This window comes from Bacillus sp. 17RED48 (assembly GCF_019837545.1).
In the GTDB taxonomy this organism is placed as follows: Bacteria; Bacillota; Bacilli; order Bacillales; family Bacillaceae_G; genus Bacillus_A; species Bacillus_A wiedmannii.
Genome location: NZ_JADAXG010000001.1, coordinates 752889 through 768371, shown reverse-complemented (window position 1 = coordinate 768371; position 15483 = coordinate 752889). Strand labels below are relative to the sequence as shown.

The following is a 15483-nucleotide window of genomic DNA, read 5'->3' as shown; positions in this document are numbered from 1 at the left end:
TATGTTTCATCGTATTGAAGAAGCTCTAGAAGATTTAAAACAAGGAAAAGTCGTTATCGTATGCGATGATGAAAACCGTGAAAATGAAGGCGACTTTATCGCTTTAGCAGAGTATATTACGCCAGAAACGATTAACTTTATGATTACACATGGGCGTGGTCTCGTTTGTGTACCGATTACGGAAGGGTACGCAGAGCGTCTACAATTAGAACCAATGGTAGCTCATAATACAGATTCGCATCATACTGCATTTACAGTGAGCATTGATCATGTTTCTACAACAACAGGGATTAGCGCTCACGAACGGGCGACTACGATACAAGAATTGTTAAACCCTGCATCAAAAGGTGCTGATTTCAATCGTCCTGGACATATCTTTCCATTAATCGCGAAAGAAGGCGGTGTACTGCGCCGTGCTGGTCATACAGAGGCTGCCGTCGATTTAGCACAGCTTTGCGGAGCAGAACCAGCTGGAGTCATTTGCGAGATTATCAATGAGGACGGTACGATGGCTCGCGTACCTGATTTACTACAGTGCGCAAAACAATTTGATATAAAAATGATTACAATAGAAGATTTAATTGCTTTTCGCCGCCACCATGAAACACTAGTGACCCGAGAAGTGGAAATTACATTACCTACAGATTTCGGTACTTTCCATGCAATTGGCTATTCTAATTCATTAGATACGAAAGAGCATATCGCACTCGTAAAAGGTGATATTTCAACAGGAGAGCCTGTACTTGTACGCGTTCATTCAGAGTGCTTAACAGGAGATGTATTTGGCTCATGCCGCTGTGATTGCGGACCACAACTCCATGCTGCACTTGCTCAAATTGAACGTGAAGGAAAAGGCGTTCTTCTTTATATGAGACAAGAAGGACGAGGCATCGGCCTTCTTAATAAGCTTCGCGCTTATAAGTTACAAGAAGAAGGATTCGATACGGTAGAAGCAAACGAAAAACTTGGATTCCCAGCTGATTTGCGTGATTACGGTATTGGCGCTCAAATGTTAAAAGATTTAGGTTTACAACAGTTACGATTATTAACGAATAACCCACGAAAAATTGCTGGCTTACAAGGTTACGATTTAGAAGTAATCGAGCGTGTTCCATTGCAAATGCCAACAAAAGAAGAGAATAAAACGTATTTACAAACGAAAGTAAACAAATTAGGACATTTACTAAACTTATAATAAAGGGAGAGATTCATTATGGTATTCGAAGGTCATTTAGTTGGTACAGGATTAAAAGTTGGGGTTGTTGTTGGACGTTTCAATGAATTTATTACAAGTAAGTTACTCGGCGGAGCTTTAGATGGATTAAAGCGTCACGGTGTAGAAGAAACTGATATCGATGTTGCTTGGGTTCCTGGTGCGTTTGAAATTCCTTTAATCGCTAAAAAGATGGCTAATAGCGGGAAGTATGATGCTGTTATTACGTTAGGTACTGTAATTCGTGGTGCTACAACACATTACGATTACGTTTGTAATGAAGTAGCAAAAGGAGTTGCATCTTTATCACTACAAACAGACATCCCAGTTATTTTCGGTGTATTAACGACTGAAACGATCGAGCAGGCGATTGAACGCGCGGGCACGAAAGCTGGTAATAAAGGCTATGAATCCGCCGTTGCTGCGATTGAAATGGCTCATTTATCAAAACAATGGGCATAAAAAATAAAAAAGAGGCTGCGGCCTCTTTTTTATTTTTTTACTTTTTTCCGTACATCTTTTATTAATTCATCCATTGTTTTTCCTTCTGTTTGTATACGAAGCGTTTGTGCTGTTCTCCATATATTCTCCCTTTTCTTCGCTTCTTCTATAATAGTAATTTCTTTTCGCACTTCCTTTAAATCTTTTCCTTCTGTTTTCAATCCAAAATGTTCAGCTTTCGTTCGAAAATGTTGTTCAATTCGTTGTTGCATCTCTTTTTGTTCAGGATTTTCAGCGGCCTTAACTGGATCAGCACTTATTGCTTTTAGTAAAATTAGACAAGTCATAATCGCTAATATATATTTGTGCATGTAAAATCCTCCAACCCAATATAAATTACATATTTACTATGTACAATTGGGGCTTGGAAAATTCGTCCACCAAAATTCTTTTTTTCGCTCAAAAACCAATAGTATCAAGCGTTCACAACTATTTATTACATTTTATTTACAAAAAAGCAAACTCTTTTACAAGTTTGCTTTTTATCTATCTTATAATGCACATTCTTCAATCTCAAATCCCAAATCTTCAATCATACCCCAGTCTGCAGTCGGCTCTTGCCCAGCTGTCGTTAAATAATCCCCGACAAAGATAGAGTTTGCTGCAAATAATCCGATTGGCTGTACAGAACGTAAATTAATTTCACGTCCTCCTGAAATGCGAATTTCTTTCGTTGGGTTTACAAAACGCATCATCGCCAGCACTTTTAAACATTCTACCGGCGATAATTCTTTTTGTCCTTCAAGCGGCGTACCCTTTACAGCAACAAGGAAATTACATGGAATTGAATCTGCATCTATACGTTGTAATTCAAATGCAATTTCAGCACGTTCTTCTATTGTCTCTCCCATTCCAAAAATCGCCCCAGAGCATGGTGAAATGCCCGCTTGTTTTGCTTTTTGAACTGTATCAACACGATCGTCATACGTATGAGTGGAGCAAATACTTTCGTAATTATTTGCATGTGTATTTAAGTTGTGGTTATAACGATGTACACCCGCTTCTGCTAAACGTCCTGCTTGATCTTCGTTTAAGAAACCTAAACAACAACAAATCTTCAAATCTGTCGTTTCACGAATCTCCTTAACTGCTCCAATTACGTGATTCACCTCTTTATCCGTCGGGCGACGACCAGATGCTACAATACAATATGTACCCGCTTTACGGCGAATTGCTTCGTGTGCTCCTTCTACAATCTTTTCCTGCGTTAACCATGCATATTTATCAATCGGCGCCTCTGAAATAATAGACTGTGAACAATATCCGCAATCTTCAGGACATAATCCAGATTTCGTATTAATAATCATATTCAATTTTACTTTCTTACCAAAGTGATGATGGCGAATGATGTAAGCTGCATTCATAATTTCTAAAATTTCTGTATCATCAGCTTCTAATATTGCAATTGCATCCTCTTTCGTAATCATTTTCTCTTCTACTACGTCATGCGCAAGTTTTTTCCAATCCCTTTTTGTTTGTACTTGTTTCATTTCATCTCTTCCCCTCTTTTGTTATATGCATAAATAAAGCATGATACGTCGCCATTATCCCTTCATTTTCCGTGAAGTCTCTTTCGTATATGCGAAGCATCGCACGAAAGAGTGAGGGACTTTGACAATTTGATTCTTCATTACTATTGGTCGCTCCTACTTTTCGAATAGAGTGTAGAAACTCCCTAACTTCTGTAAATCTCTCTATGTAACATGTTTCAGAAACATGCACATCCCCTGTTTCTATTTCGCACATATGGCGCAACTGATTTTTCGAATAAAAACGTTGCCCAATCGATGTTTCATTTTGTATATTTTTTTCTTCTTTCGCCCGCTGGAATGAAGCATGCAATTCTTGAAATGTTTCATGTCCAAACGTTGAAAAGAGTAATATCCCATCTATAGACAAATGATGAAATAAATTTCTTATCACTTGTTTTAAATCATTTAGCCATTGAAATGTAGCATTCGAAATAATGACATCATACGTTCCTTCTAGTCGTAATCTTTCGATATCCTCACAGTAAAACATTACATTTTTCACATTTTGTCTAGTTTTCGCAACCTCAATCATACTTTCAGCAAAATCAATGGCTGTAATATGTGCTTTCGGAAATAAGTTTGATAATTGCTCTGTAACATATCCTGTCCCGCATCCAAGTTCTAAAATACGTATCGATGCATTTGCACTATATCGCCGATTCAATGTAGAAAGTAATGAATGTGCCATCTTTTTTTGTACATTTGCATATTGATCGTAGGATACAGCTGCCATGTTAAACCGTTTTTGAAGTAACGTTTTGTTGATCATGTCGTATCCCCTCTACAAATTGAATTATCTCATTTCCGCAATATTCGAAATTCGTTACGCATAATGCGTGTCCAGCCTCACTTACTACCTTGAGCGTGGCAGTCTCATTCTCCGCCATACTACGCGCTGCAGACAATGGACAAATTACATCCTGCACTCCGTGAATAAGTAGTATAGGGACTTTAATTTCTTTCAATTCTTCTCTCATATCTGCTTCTATTAAATACTCCAAACCTAATTGCAAAGACTGAATAGAATCACCTTTAAAGCGTTTTATCATATCTTCAAACCTTTTATTCTCTTTCAGCTCATCTTTCGTGAACATATTTTCATAAAACCGCTTGAGCGTATCTTCTTTCTTTCTCGTTAAATTCTTTTTCAGCCGTTCTACATGCAGAGTATTCCATCCACTCGTATAATCGCTCGTATTTGTAAATTTGGCAGTACCACCAATTAGTACAATACCTTTTGCCTTAACCCTTTTATGAGCTTGAACTGCTGCTAACGCTCCTAGTGACCATCCAACTAAAATTACATTTTCATCTTTTGCTACATCAATTATTCGCCCCGCAAATTCACTTTGTTCTTTCACATTACGCCAATTGATACATTGAACAGAATATCCTTTAAAATACGGCAGAACTAAAGTCCAAACACCTTCTTCCATTCCCCACCCAGGAATAAAAATAATCTTTAGCTCTTTCATACGAAAAACCCCTCTTCTTTACCAATGCGTATAATATGCTGAATAGCCCATTTCAAATCAGCTATTGTATGTTGGGACGTAACCGCAAAACGGACCCGTGAACTATTAACTGGAACCGTTGGTGGACGAATTGCAATTGCTGCAATACCTACCTCTTGCAGCCTTCTACTAAACCGTAAAGCTGTTTCATTTGAACCGACTACAATCGGTACAATATGAGTTGAGCTATTCCCAATATCAAAACCAGCTTCTTGCAAATGTGTCCTAAAATAGGCTCCATTCTCTATAAGTCTCTCTCTTCTTTCATTATCTTCTTTCACAATTTCAATTGCTTTTTGTACCGCCCCTAACGTTCCTGGTGGTAAAGCAGTAGTAAAAATAAAGCTTCTCATCATATTCTGTAAATACTCTATATACATTGCATCACCTGTCAAATACGCCCCATAACACCCTAAAGCCTTGCTAAACGTCCCCATATGTATATCAATGTTTTGAGCAATATTTTTTTCTATATGAGACAATCCTGCTCCATCAATTCCATATATCCCACTCGCATGTGCTTCATCAACTATCATAATTGCCCCGTATTTCTCTTTCATTTGCACTAAATCTCTTAAATATGCAGTATCACCATCCATACTAAAAACAGTATCTGTTACGATTAATTTCTTCTTTTTTGGCGGTGCTACTTGCAACAGCTTCTCTAAGTGATCTAAATCATTATGACGATACCTTTTATGCTCTGCTCCGCTTAATATAATTCCATCCACGATGCTTGCGTGATTTAATTTGTCACTAAACACAATATCGTGACGACAGGCTAACGAAGAAATCACTCCAATATTTGCGGTATATCCGCTATTTACAACTAAGGATTTTTCAGTGCCTTTCCAATCGCATATACTTCTCTCAACCTCTTCATACAGTGAATAATTTCCTACAACGAGCCTTGATGCCGTCGCCCCAGTTCCATATTTTCTTGTGCATGCAATAGCAGCTTCTTTTAACCTCTCATCTCCAGCTAACCCTAAATAATTATTTGACGCTAAATTTAGCATCCTTTTTTCATCTCGAATAAGCCATGTCTCTTCTGCTTGTTCTGTTACATGCAAATTGCGATACTGCCCTTGCTCATTTAATTGTTGCAATTTAGATTGAAGATGTGTGCGCCACGTTTGATTCATTTCGGATGAACTCCTCTAATTTTGAAATCATTATATACTCTTTTGCAGATTCCAAGACTTCTTCTTTTGTAAACGCCCCTTCAAAGAATGGTAATAACCCTAAAACCGGTACCCCACTTAGCTCTTCAATCATTTCTTTATTTTCTTGTACTCTTTCCATTTCACATTCTTTGCAGCCGGATAAAATTACACCTGCTACTGTTAAGCCCTGTGCCTTTGCATAAGCAATCGTTAAAACTGTATGATTTACTGTTCCTAATGTAGGGCGTGCGACTATAATAAGAGGAAGCTGTAATTCCTTTGCGAAATCAATTACTAAAGCGTCTTCTGTATATGGAACAGCCAGTCCACCTGCTCCTTCTACAAATAGGCTATTAAACTCTTTCAAGAGTTCATTATAATGATCCGTAATGTCTTTTAAATGTACTACTCTTCCAGCTCTTTTCATGGCAAGTCTCGGAGCAAGAGGCTCTTCAATAGAATAAGGGCAAATTTCATCTTCTTTTGCCGGTACACCTGATAATGCTTTTAACCTTGCTGCATCTCCCTCTGGATTTGATGCAACATGTCCACTTTGCAACGGTTTATATACCCCGATGTTATATCCCAATTCTCTAAATACACCTGCTAATGCACCGGCAACTACAGTTTTCCCTACTTCAGTATCCGTTGCTGTTACAAAAAAACCGTTCATTATTCTCCCTCCGTAACATCCGAGATTGCTTTATACAAAATATGTAACATATCATCAATCTCATCAATTGTAGAAGCAAGAGGAGGCATAAATACAATTGTATTGCCGAGTGGCCGCAAAATCATGCCCAGCTCTCTTGAGCGTTTACACACTTGAACACCGACTCTCTCTGTCCATTCAAACGCTTCTTTCGTTTCCTTATTCTTCACAAGTTCAATTCCAATCATTAACCCGCACTGACGAATATCCCCTACATGTTTATATGCAAAGAGCGATTCTAATTGCGTCGCCACATATTCTGTCTTACGTGCCACTTCTTCTATTAAATTTGTTTTCTCGTATATCTCTAGATTCGCAATGGCTACCGCACACCCTAACGGATTCCCTGTATAACTATGACCGTGGAAAAACGTTTTTTGTTCTTCATAGTCTCCTAAAAAGGCATTATAAATTTCATCTGTCGTTACGGTGATTGCAACTGGTAAATATCCACCTGTTAAACCTTTTCCGGCTGTTAAAATATCTGGCGTTACATTTTCATGTTCACATGCAAACATTTTCCCGGTACGCCCAAATCCAGTCGCTACCTCATCTGTAATAAATAAAACATTATATTTTGTACATAAAGTACGGAGCCCTCTTAAGTATCCTTTTGGCATTGTAATCATACCGCCAGCACCTTGCATTAAAGGCTCTACAATAATCGCCGCAATTTCTTCATGCTTTTCTTTGAGCAGCTCTTCCATTTCTTCTAAATGTTTTTTCACAATTTCCTCCTTATTATTTCCATAAGGAGAACGATATGTATATGGATACGGCATTTTAATTGCCTCAAATAAAAGTGAACTATACACTTGGTGAAACAAGTCTATCGCTCCTACTGAAACAGCTCCAATTGTATCACCGTGATATGCTTCTTTTAATGTAACAAATCTTTGTTTCTTCGGTTTTCCTTTATGCTGCCAATATTGAAAGGCCATCTTAATTGCAATTTCAACAGCGCTAGAACCGGAGTCTGAATAGAATACTTTCTTCAAACCTTCTGGCACAACTTCAATTATTTTTTCTGCTAATAAAATAGATGGAACGTTAGCAAGTCCTAGCATAGTAGAATGGGCAATTTTATTTAATTGCTCACGAATTGCTTCATCTAATTCTGGTACTTGATGTCCGTGAACATTTAACCAAATAGATGAAACACCATCCCAATATTCATTTCCATTTACATCGTATAGCTTTCTTCCCTCTCCACGTTCAATAATGACAGGATCTTCTTCTAAATAATCTTTCATTTGTGTAAACGGATGCCATACATAAGCTTTATTTTTCTCCGATAATTCTTCATATGTATAAGACGATTTTTCAGTCGTATTACTATTAACAGTCACAATTGTCACCCCTAATGTTAACTAATTTATAAATAAAGTTAACATTAAATTTAAATGACTGTCAATTATTTTTAAATCAAATAGTTCTTAAAAAAGAACAACTTATCATACGATAAGTTGTTCTACTTTCCGTGTTGTATCTTTCCGATTTCTAAAATAATCTCTTCATCTTTTTTTCCTTCTGTATCAATTCCAAGTTGTTTTGCATGTTCAATTAATAAATCATGGCGCTTCTCAAATCTTGCGGTATTTACTTCTTTCGTAACCTCTTCTTTTGTTTTCCCTTCAGTAGAAACTCCTAGTTTCTCAGCTGCTTTTTCCATCGACTTCTTCTCTTCATCTTCTTTCACTTTCTTCGCTTCTGACTGCTGTATTTGCTTTTGTTTCGCCTGCTCTGACTCAGCTGCAAAAGCTGTGTAAATTCCAGCACTTCCGCCAATGACTAGTAAGGTGGTAAAAAGAATTATTTTTTTCTTCACTCTTTCCTCCCCTTTCAAATTCATTATAACGTACAAATTTAGAACATTAAAAACATTTAACCTTTATTTCCCTAAAAAAATATTGAACATTTTTATTGACATATAAGATGAAAATGTGATAAAAATTTAACTAACATCATATGAATCGGCATTGATAGGATTTAGTAGTATTTCGATTTCTGATTTCAGAGAGCTGGTGGTCGGTGCGAACCAGTACAGAGCGAATTATGAATTACCCCCTGGAGCTTCTTTTGCGAAACGTAAGGAGTAGTGAAAGACGGTTATAGACCGTTATATCTAAAGAGTGGTGAAACGAAACTGTTTCACAATTTAGGGTGGTACCGCGAATTTTTCGTCCCTGCATATATTGCAGGGGCGTTTTTATTTTATTAGCGCATATCATACGACCCTTTATTTTGTGATACATTCATTTCACAAGCTAGGGTGGTACCGCGATTTCTTCGTCCCTGCATAATTATATGCAGGGACGTTTTTTTATCCAATCATTTCCGTATCATATTGAAGGATCAACAATTACCGGTAATTTGTCACAAAATTCTAAATTTTAGAAGGAAATATACAATATTGGCGAATTTTATATAAAAAAGAGCTATTTTAGATTACTTAGGAGGGAAAAACAATGGTTTCAAAAATTGAATCTGTTCTTTTAACATTATTTATCTTTTTCTGTATTGGCTTTAGTGTTATCCAATTAGAAGTTTCACCACACATCCCAATTTTATTTGGTATCGTTCTTTTATTAGCATTTGGATTTATGAAAAAAATCTCTTGGTCTACTATGGAAAAAGGGATGATCAGTAGTATTTCAGCTGGTATTCCATCTATTTTTATTTTCTTACTGGTAGGCGTATTAATTAGTGTTTGGATCGCTGCTGGAACAATTCCAACTTTAATGGTATACGGCTTCCAGATTGTATCTCCTAAAATTTTCGTTCCAACTGTTTTTGTAGTTTGTGCAATTGTTGGAACAAGTATAGGTAGCGCCTTTACAACTGCCGCAACTGTAGGACTTGCCTTTATGGGTATGGGTAGTGCTCTCGGATACGATCCGGCTCTAATCGCTGGTGCAATTATTTCTGGCGCATTCTTTGGAGATAAAATGTCTCCTTTATCTGATACAACAAACTTAGCTCCTGCTGTAACGGGTGTAGATTTATTTGAGCATATTCGTAACATGCTTTGGACAACAGTTCCAGCTTTCATTATTGCTTTTATCGCATTTTTCATTTTAGGAAGCGGTACGAGTGGAGACGTTGACTTCACAAAATTTATTAGCACATTAGAGAAAAATGCAACGATTTCTATCGTTACACTTATTCCAATTTTATTACTGTTCCTATTCGCATTTAAAAAAGTTCCAGCTGTTCCAACATTGCTTGCAGGAATTGTGGTAGGAATTATTATTCTCTTTATTTTTAAACCTAGCACTTCTTTAGCTGATTTAATGAAAATTATGCAAGACGGCTACGTTTCTAAAACTGGTATTAAAGATATTGATAGCTTACTATCTCGCGGTGGTCTACAAAGCATGATGATGTCGATTGCGCTTATTTTCCTAGCACTTTGTATGGGAGGATTATTACAAGGAATGGGTATTATCACGCAGCTCATGAATATCATCTCTAGCTTCGTAAAAAATAGCACACGCTTAATTATTTCTACTGCTTCAACTGCAATTGGTGTAAACTTCTTACTTGGTGAGCAGTACTTATCAATCGTTTTAACAGGACAAGCATTTGCTACTAAATACGATGAAGTTGGTTTAGAGCGTCGTAATTTATCACGCGTATTAGAAGATGCAGGTACAGTTATTAACCCGCTCGTACCATGGGGTGTAAGTGGCGTATTCTTAACAAACGTCCTTAGCGTTCCAACATTCGATTACCTTCCATACGCAATTTTCTGTTTAGCTTGCCCAGTCTTAACAATTATTGTTGGTTTCACTGGATTTGGTCTTTCATGGAAGAAAGAAAAAGCAGTACCAATTTCATAATATACTAAAAAGGATTACCTAAATCGGTAATCCTTTTTTATATTTCTCGACTATTTATTTGCTTTCTTTCTTCTAAATAACAGAAGTAATCCCGCTCCAACAAACGCCAAACCTGCTCCAATTGTAGAAGCAACACTTGTACCTGTTTTCGGTAAATCACGTTCTTCTTTATTTTCACTTACAGTTATTGTTTCTTTTGAGTTTTGATTATCCGTTGTAGTTTGTCCAGATCCTGCATTATTTCCATTATTACCTTCATTTGTTGGTGGTGTCGTTGGATTTTCTCCATTACTGCCTTCAGCTGTTGGTGGTGTCGTTGGATTTCCTCCATTACTGCCTTCACCTGTTGGTGGTGTCGTTGGATTTCCTCCATTATTCCCTTCACCTGTTGGCGGTGTCGTTGGATTCTCTCCACCAGTTTCCTTATCATCATCGTTCTTCTTCGTTATATCAATTGCATATTTAGCAAATTCATTTTCAGATGGTCCAACATATGATATTTTCCCATCTTTCTTTATATACTTTTGTGCATTTGGTGAAGAATCGAATGTTGTGTGTAATTTATCTGCAACAATCGGTTTAAACGTCCAATTTTTATCTGCTGCTGGATCAATAACTGGTGTTTCTTGCATATACTTCACAATGATTTGACGTGTTTCATCTTGTGATTGGTATACAACTTCTCCTTTACTTACACCTGGGAACGTTTGGCTACTTCCGCGATAGTTATTTGTAGCGACGATGAACTCTTGATTGTCAGCTACTGGCTTACCTTCATATGTCATATTTATAATACGATTCGTATTTGCATTTACAACTTTTCCATCTTTATCGTATTTCGTTGGTTGTGTTACATCAATTTCGTATTTTAAGCCATCTAAAATATCGAAGTTATATGTAGGATAGCCTATATTTACTAACGGCTGTTCTTCTGTTTTCTTTGGATCAATTTGATTAAACTGACCTGCAGACATTTCAAGCCATTCTTTCACTTGTGCCCCATTTACTTTTACAGCATATAACGTATTTGGATATACATATAAATCTGCCACGTTTTTAATCGCTAACGTTCCAGCTGGAATATCCGTATAATATGTAGCACCGTTTCGGCCACCTGCTTTAAATGGTGCTCCTGCAGATAAAACTGGAATTCCTTTATATTTGCTGTACTGTCCATTTTCAGCAAATAACTTTTCTACATACCATTTCTGCGCATTTGTTACAAGTTGTACAGAAGGATCATCTTGTACTAATGAGAAATAACTATTAATTGGCGCTGTCGTTTTTCCTACAGCTGTATTCACATAATCAATTGTCGCTTGATGATCATCTTTAATTTCATTAACTAATTCTTGATCAGATTTTACTAATGGGTTCCCTTTACTATCAGCAATCGGACGAAGTTGCGGCTTCGATTGCTCTTTTTGTATTTCCCATTTTCCGTTTACCTTTTTCAATTGCATATCAATAATACCTAGGTTACTTCCAAAGACACCAGGCATTACAACTGGAACACCATTAAATACATCCTTCATTTCAGTATGTGAATGTCCCATTAATACTGCATCTACACCAGGAACCTCTGTTAAATAATACGACGCGTTTTCCATGCCAACGTTGTATCCACTCTTATCAACACCGGAATGCGCTAGTGCAACGATAACATCTGCACCTTCTGCTTTCATTTTTGGCACCATTTTCTTCGCTGTTTCAACTATATCTTTCGCTTTCACTTTTCCTTCTAAATTCGCTTTATCCCAGTTCATAACTTGAGGTGGAACAAATCCCATTACGCCAATTTTCACTTTTTGCTTTTGACCTGATTCATCTTCTACTTCTTTTTCAAAAACATGATATGGTTTAAAGTAGTTTTGGTCGTTCTCTTCATTATTATCTTTATCGTCCTTATAGACGTTCGAGTTAATAACCGGGAACTCTGTTTTACTAATTACTTTGTTTAAATAGTCTAAACCGTAGTTAAATTCATGATTCCCAAGAGAGATGACGTCATACTTCATTAAATTCATTACACGATATAATGGATGTGTATAACTAGGATCCACAGGCTTCTTCGGATCATTTATTTTATTCGCTACATAATCTCCAAGCGGTGTCCCTTGTAATGCATCCCCATCATCAAATAGGACAGAGTTCTTCGCTTCTTCACGTGCTTTATTAACAAGTGTTGCCGTTTGCACGAGACCTACTTTATTATCTGTTTTCGTTTGATAATAATCGTAATTCATTAAGTTAACGTGAATATCTGATGTTTCTAGAATTCGTAAGTTAACCGTACTCTCCCCATTGTTCTCATCCGCATGAGCTGTTGTTGGCAACACTTGTGGTGCTATTACACCAATAGCAAGAGTTGCTCCAGCTAGCATTTTTTTTGACTTTTTCACAAAAAATCCCCCTTATACAATTACCCAAAATAATGAAATAAACCTCTATTTGCCTCTAACCACATACCTTTTTTCTTCTATTAGAGACAAGATTTTCATTTCATCCTGCGCTAATGAGGAGTCCCCTTAAACGCCCGATTAGTGAAACTTTACTTAGTTGGAAATAAAGCACTACTCATTAAAATTTCACCTTATCTGACATTATCATATATAATGTACTTTCATATCGTCAATATTTTTTGACATACTTCTACAAATTTTCTGTAAAGTTATTGTAAACTTTTCATAAACATATAATATGCCCTTACATTGTTAATACTGCTGAATATGATACAATTACCAATTACAAGGAGGATGAATATATGAAAAAAGTCATCTTAACAATTGTTTGTCTCCTCCTTCTAATCATTTCTTATTCTTATTTTGAAAAGAACGATGAGACAAAACAAAATGAACCCGAAGAAAACATAGAAAAAACATCTACTCCAAGTTGGATTGATAAGCAAACAAACGATTCCTTTTATCATCTCGTACTAGGTGATTCGCTCGCCAAAGGATATGGATCGACACAAGGGGGATTTGCTGAATTAGCTTCTAGACAATTAGAAGCACAAATTCATAAACCAATTACGGTAGAAAACCTTGGAATAAACGGTCTTACAACAGATCGTCTCGCTAAAAAAGTGCAATCAGAAGATGTAAAGCAAAAAATTAGAGCAGCAAATATCATTACAATTAATATTGGAGGAAATAATTTATTCCGTTTAAATCGTGATGTCGGTGTTATAGATGGTATTAAAATGTTAAATAAAGAAAAAGCTCATTTTGAAGCGGATATAAAAAATATTGTAAAGACAGTTCGAGATCAAAATCCGGATGCTTTACTCATTCTTTCTGAACTCTATAACCCGTTACAACTCGATGACTCCATCGCCAGTTATGCAGATATGTTTTTAGATGGCTGGAATGAATCCGTTTATTCCATTTCAAAAGCAAATCAACCATCTATCGTTTTACCAATTCGTAAATTAATATCGAATGATAAAAAAGAATTACTCTTTGACCAAGTACACCCAAATGATAAAGGCTATACGATTATTGCCGATTCATTTACAAAAAAAGTGTTAGCCTACAAATATTAAAGTTTCCATGAAACAATTCTATTTTTATAACATGTCTTTTTTGTTACAATGAGAGTGGAAGGGGGCCTTTATATGGAATCACGCGAGTGGGAACGTATTGTTGATCATCTTCTTTCGCTAGTGCCTCTTTTTTATCGCAAATTTATGCTTCCTGGAGAATTTTCTTCTCAAAGACATATGCCGCCATCACATACACAAGTATTACTGCTTCTGCATGAAAATGGCACATTAGCAGTTTCCGAAATCGGCAAGCGGCTAGCGATTTCACGGCCTAACATGACACCTCTATTAAACAAACTGATTCAAGAAGAACTAATAGAGCGTCATTATAGCGAAAAAGATCGACGGGTCATTTTAATTTCCCTAACAGCTGAAGGGAAATTGTTAGTAAATCAGTATCAACAATTCATTTTAGACAAATTAAAAGAAAATTTCCAAACATTATCTGAGGAAGAGCGTGAGAAGCTCATCCATTCTCTTCAAACCATTCAAAATTTAATTTTGAAAACAAACGCATAAAGCTGCTTCTAAATAGAAGCAGCTTTATGATTCGTAATAATTACCATAGTATACATTTGAATACGGCCATGTCGTTAAATATGGTTTTTGATCTTGCGTAGGCTGTTGTGATGGTATTTGTGGAAATTGCTGTAATTGTTGTTGTCGATATAATTCGTATTGTCTATTCATATCATAAACCGGATGATAATTTACATATGGATATACTTGCGGTACGTAATAATAATACATTCATTCTCTCCCCCTTTTTCTTAAACATATTCAAAGGAGAAAATGAATGTGACACTCTTTATATTTGCATGAGTGGTTCTCTCACTCGTTTCTTTCTATTCTTCAAACGTAACTTACGGTTCTTTTCATATAAATAATGCACAACGAAATATGAAATTCCCCCAAGCACCACTCCTAAAATCGTCATTCCAATTAATACATACACTTCACTCTGCACTAACCCCTTTAATATCGTAAAAATATGACTCGAAAACAAGTCAGATATCGTAAATGGTTCATGATGTATTTTTTGTACATGAAATGGATATATCATTTTTCCTAACGCATAAGCAAATGGAAATAAAAATATCGGTAGAAACGATATTTTCCCAATAATATTGCCAATAACCGCAGCAGGAAAAGATCCCCTTGCTAATCGAACGATTGGATAAAATATTACATATACGAGCGATGCCGTATAAATGACTAACATTTCTAAACCAAATCCTATAGCAAAACCTAACGATACTTTCTTCGCGCCTTCTGGCGATCGAAGCAACTTATAATATTGAAACTTTAATATTCTCCACATCCGCTGAAAAAACGAATATGTTTTCTTAGTTGTTTTCAAATTCATCATCTCTTTAACTATATTTTTTCTATCTAGTATGTCCTTACATGATATGAAAAACAAATTTAGTTTACTCTTTTTATTATAAATGATATAGAG

The 15483-nt window shown here is 36.3% G+C and carries 16 protein-coding genes and 1 other annotated feature; of the genes, 5 read left to right on the top strand and 11 right to left on the bottom strand.

Annotation, left to right across the window (positions count from 1 at the left end; translation table 11 throughout):
- The first annotated feature begins 1 nt into the window (after position 1).
- Together ribBA and ribH are read left to right on the top strand one after the other, a co-directional pair.
- On the top strand, positions 2-1195 hold the full coding sequence (gene ribBA / locus ILT06_RS04255; RefSeq protein ID WP_064474873.1) for a bifunctional 3,4-dihydroxy-2-butanone 4-phosphate synthase/GTP cyclohydrolase II: 1194 nt from the start codon (positions 2-4) through the stop codon (positions 1193-1195).
- 18 nt (positions 1196-1213) lie between these two features.
- Positions 1214-1675 (top strand): 6,7-dimethyl-8-ribityllumazine synthase, encoded by a 462-nt coding sequence (gene ribH, locus ILT06_RS04250; RefSeq protein ID WP_000230900.1) that lies wholly within the window; start codon positions 1214-1216, stop codon positions 1673-1675.
- Positions 1676-1704: 29 nt separating this feature from the next.
- On the opposite strand, the gene ILT06_RS04245 is transcribed toward ribH, so the two are convergent.
- From ILT06_RS04245 to ILT06_RS04210, 8 genes are all read right to left on the bottom strand, one after another.
- Positions 1705-2025 carry a hypothetical protein gene (locus ILT06_RS04245; protein WP_064474872.1) on the bottom strand — a complete coding sequence of 107 codons (321 nt, stop codon included), beginning with the start codon at positions 2023-2025 and terminating at the stop codon, positions 1705-1707.
- Positions 2026-2205: 180 nt separating this feature from the next.
- On the bottom strand, positions 2206-3204 hold the full coding sequence (gene bioB, locus ILT06_RS04240; RefSeq protein WP_064474871.1) for a biotin synthase: 999 nt from the start codon (positions 3202-3204) through the stop codon (positions 2206-2208).
- A 1-nt stretch (position 3205) separates the two neighbouring features.
- Positions 3206-4015, bottom strand: a complete 810-nt coding sequence (gene bioC, locus ILT06_RS04235) for a malonyl-ACP O-methyltransferase BioC (protein ID WP_064474870.1) — start codon at positions 4013-4015, stop codon at positions 3206-3208.
- Complete coding sequence (locus ILT06_RS04230) at positions 3981-4721, bottom strand: alpha/beta fold hydrolase (RefSeq protein WP_222654867.1); 741 nt, start codon at positions 4719-4721, stop codon at positions 3981-3983. Before ILT06_RS04230 ends, bioC begins: the two co-directional genes overlap by 35 nt.
- A complete protein-coding gene (bioF, locus tag ILT06_RS04225) occupies positions 4718-5905 on the bottom strand; it encodes an 8-amino-7-oxononanoate synthase (RefSeq protein ID WP_222654866.1) in 1188 nt (395 codons plus the stop codon). Before bioF ends, ILT06_RS04230 begins: the two co-directional genes overlap by 4 nt.
- Complete coding sequence (gene bioD / locus ILT06_RS04220) at positions 5871-6599, bottom strand: dethiobiotin synthase (RefSeq protein ID WP_088047207.1); 729 nt, start codon at positions 6597-6599, stop codon at positions 5871-5873. The genes bioF and bioD overlap by 35 nt, the downstream gene beginning before the upstream one ends.
- Positions 6599-7987, bottom strand: coding sequence for an adenosylmethionine--8-amino-7-oxononanoate transaminase (gene bioA / locus ILT06_RS04215; RefSeq protein ID WP_088047206.1), 1389 nt, complete (start codon positions 7985-7987; stop codon positions 6599-6601). The genes bioD and bioA overlap by 1 nt, the downstream gene beginning before the upstream one ends.
- A gap of 122 nt (positions 7988-8109) precedes the next feature.
- Entirely contained in the window at positions 8110-8466 is a 357-nt protein-coding gene (locus tag ILT06_RS04210; RefSeq protein WP_064474865.1) for a hypothetical protein, read from the bottom strand.
- Between the two features lie 142 nt (positions 8467-8608).
- Positions 8609-8829 (top strand) — a binding site (T-box leader).
- Positions 8830-9106: 277 nt separating this feature from the next.
- Here ILT06_RS04210 and nhaC point away from each other — a divergent pair.
- Complete coding sequence (gene nhaC, locus ILT06_RS04205; RefSeq protein WP_088047205.1) at positions 9107-10480, top strand: Na+/H+ antiporter NhaC; 1374 nt, start codon at positions 9107-9109, stop codon at positions 10478-10480.
- 50 nt (positions 10481-10530) lie between these two features.
- Here nhaC and cpdB read toward each other — a convergent pair whose 3' ends face one another.
- Positions 10531-12882, bottom strand: coding sequence for a bifunctional 2',3'-cyclic-nucleotide 2'-phosphodiesterase/3'-nucleotidase (cpdB, locus tag ILT06_RS04200; RefSeq protein ID WP_064474863.1), 2352 nt, complete (start codon positions 12880-12882; stop codon positions 10531-10533).
- 362 nt (positions 12883-13244) lie between these two features.
- Here cpdB and ILT06_RS04195 point away from each other — a divergent pair, with 362 nt between their 5' ends.
- Together ILT06_RS04195 and ILT06_RS04190 are read left to right on the top strand one after the other, a co-directional pair.
- The gene (locus ILT06_RS04195; RefSeq protein ID WP_088047203.1) at positions 13245-14024 is read left to right on the top strand and encodes a GDSL-type esterase/lipase family protein; all 780 of its coding nucleotides are present in this window, start codon (positions 13245-13247) and stop codon (positions 14022-14024) included.
- Between the two features lie 72 nt (positions 14025-14096).
- Positions 14097-14543, top strand: a complete 447-nt coding sequence (locus tag ILT06_RS04190) for a MarR family winged helix-turn-helix transcriptional regulator (RefSeq protein ID WP_000445817.1) — start codon at positions 14097-14099, stop codon at positions 14541-14543.
- A gap of 24 nt (positions 14544-14567) precedes the next feature.
- Here the strand turns inward: ILT06_RS04190 and ILT06_RS04185 are convergent, their stop codons facing one another.
- Together ILT06_RS04185 and ILT06_RS04180 are read right to left on the bottom strand one after the other, a co-directional pair.
- A complete protein-coding gene (locus ILT06_RS04185) occupies positions 14568-14774 on the bottom strand; it encodes a hypothetical protein (RefSeq protein WP_222654865.1) in 207 nt (68 codons plus the stop codon).
- A 58-nt stretch (positions 14775-14832) separates the two neighbouring features.
- Positions 14833-15393: a DUF2062 domain-containing protein gene (locus tag ILT06_RS04180; protein WP_064475084.1), complete on the bottom strand. Its 561-nt coding sequence runs from the start codon at positions 15391-15393 to the stop codon at positions 14833-14835.
- Between the last annotated feature and the right edge of the window lie 90 nt (positions 15394-15483).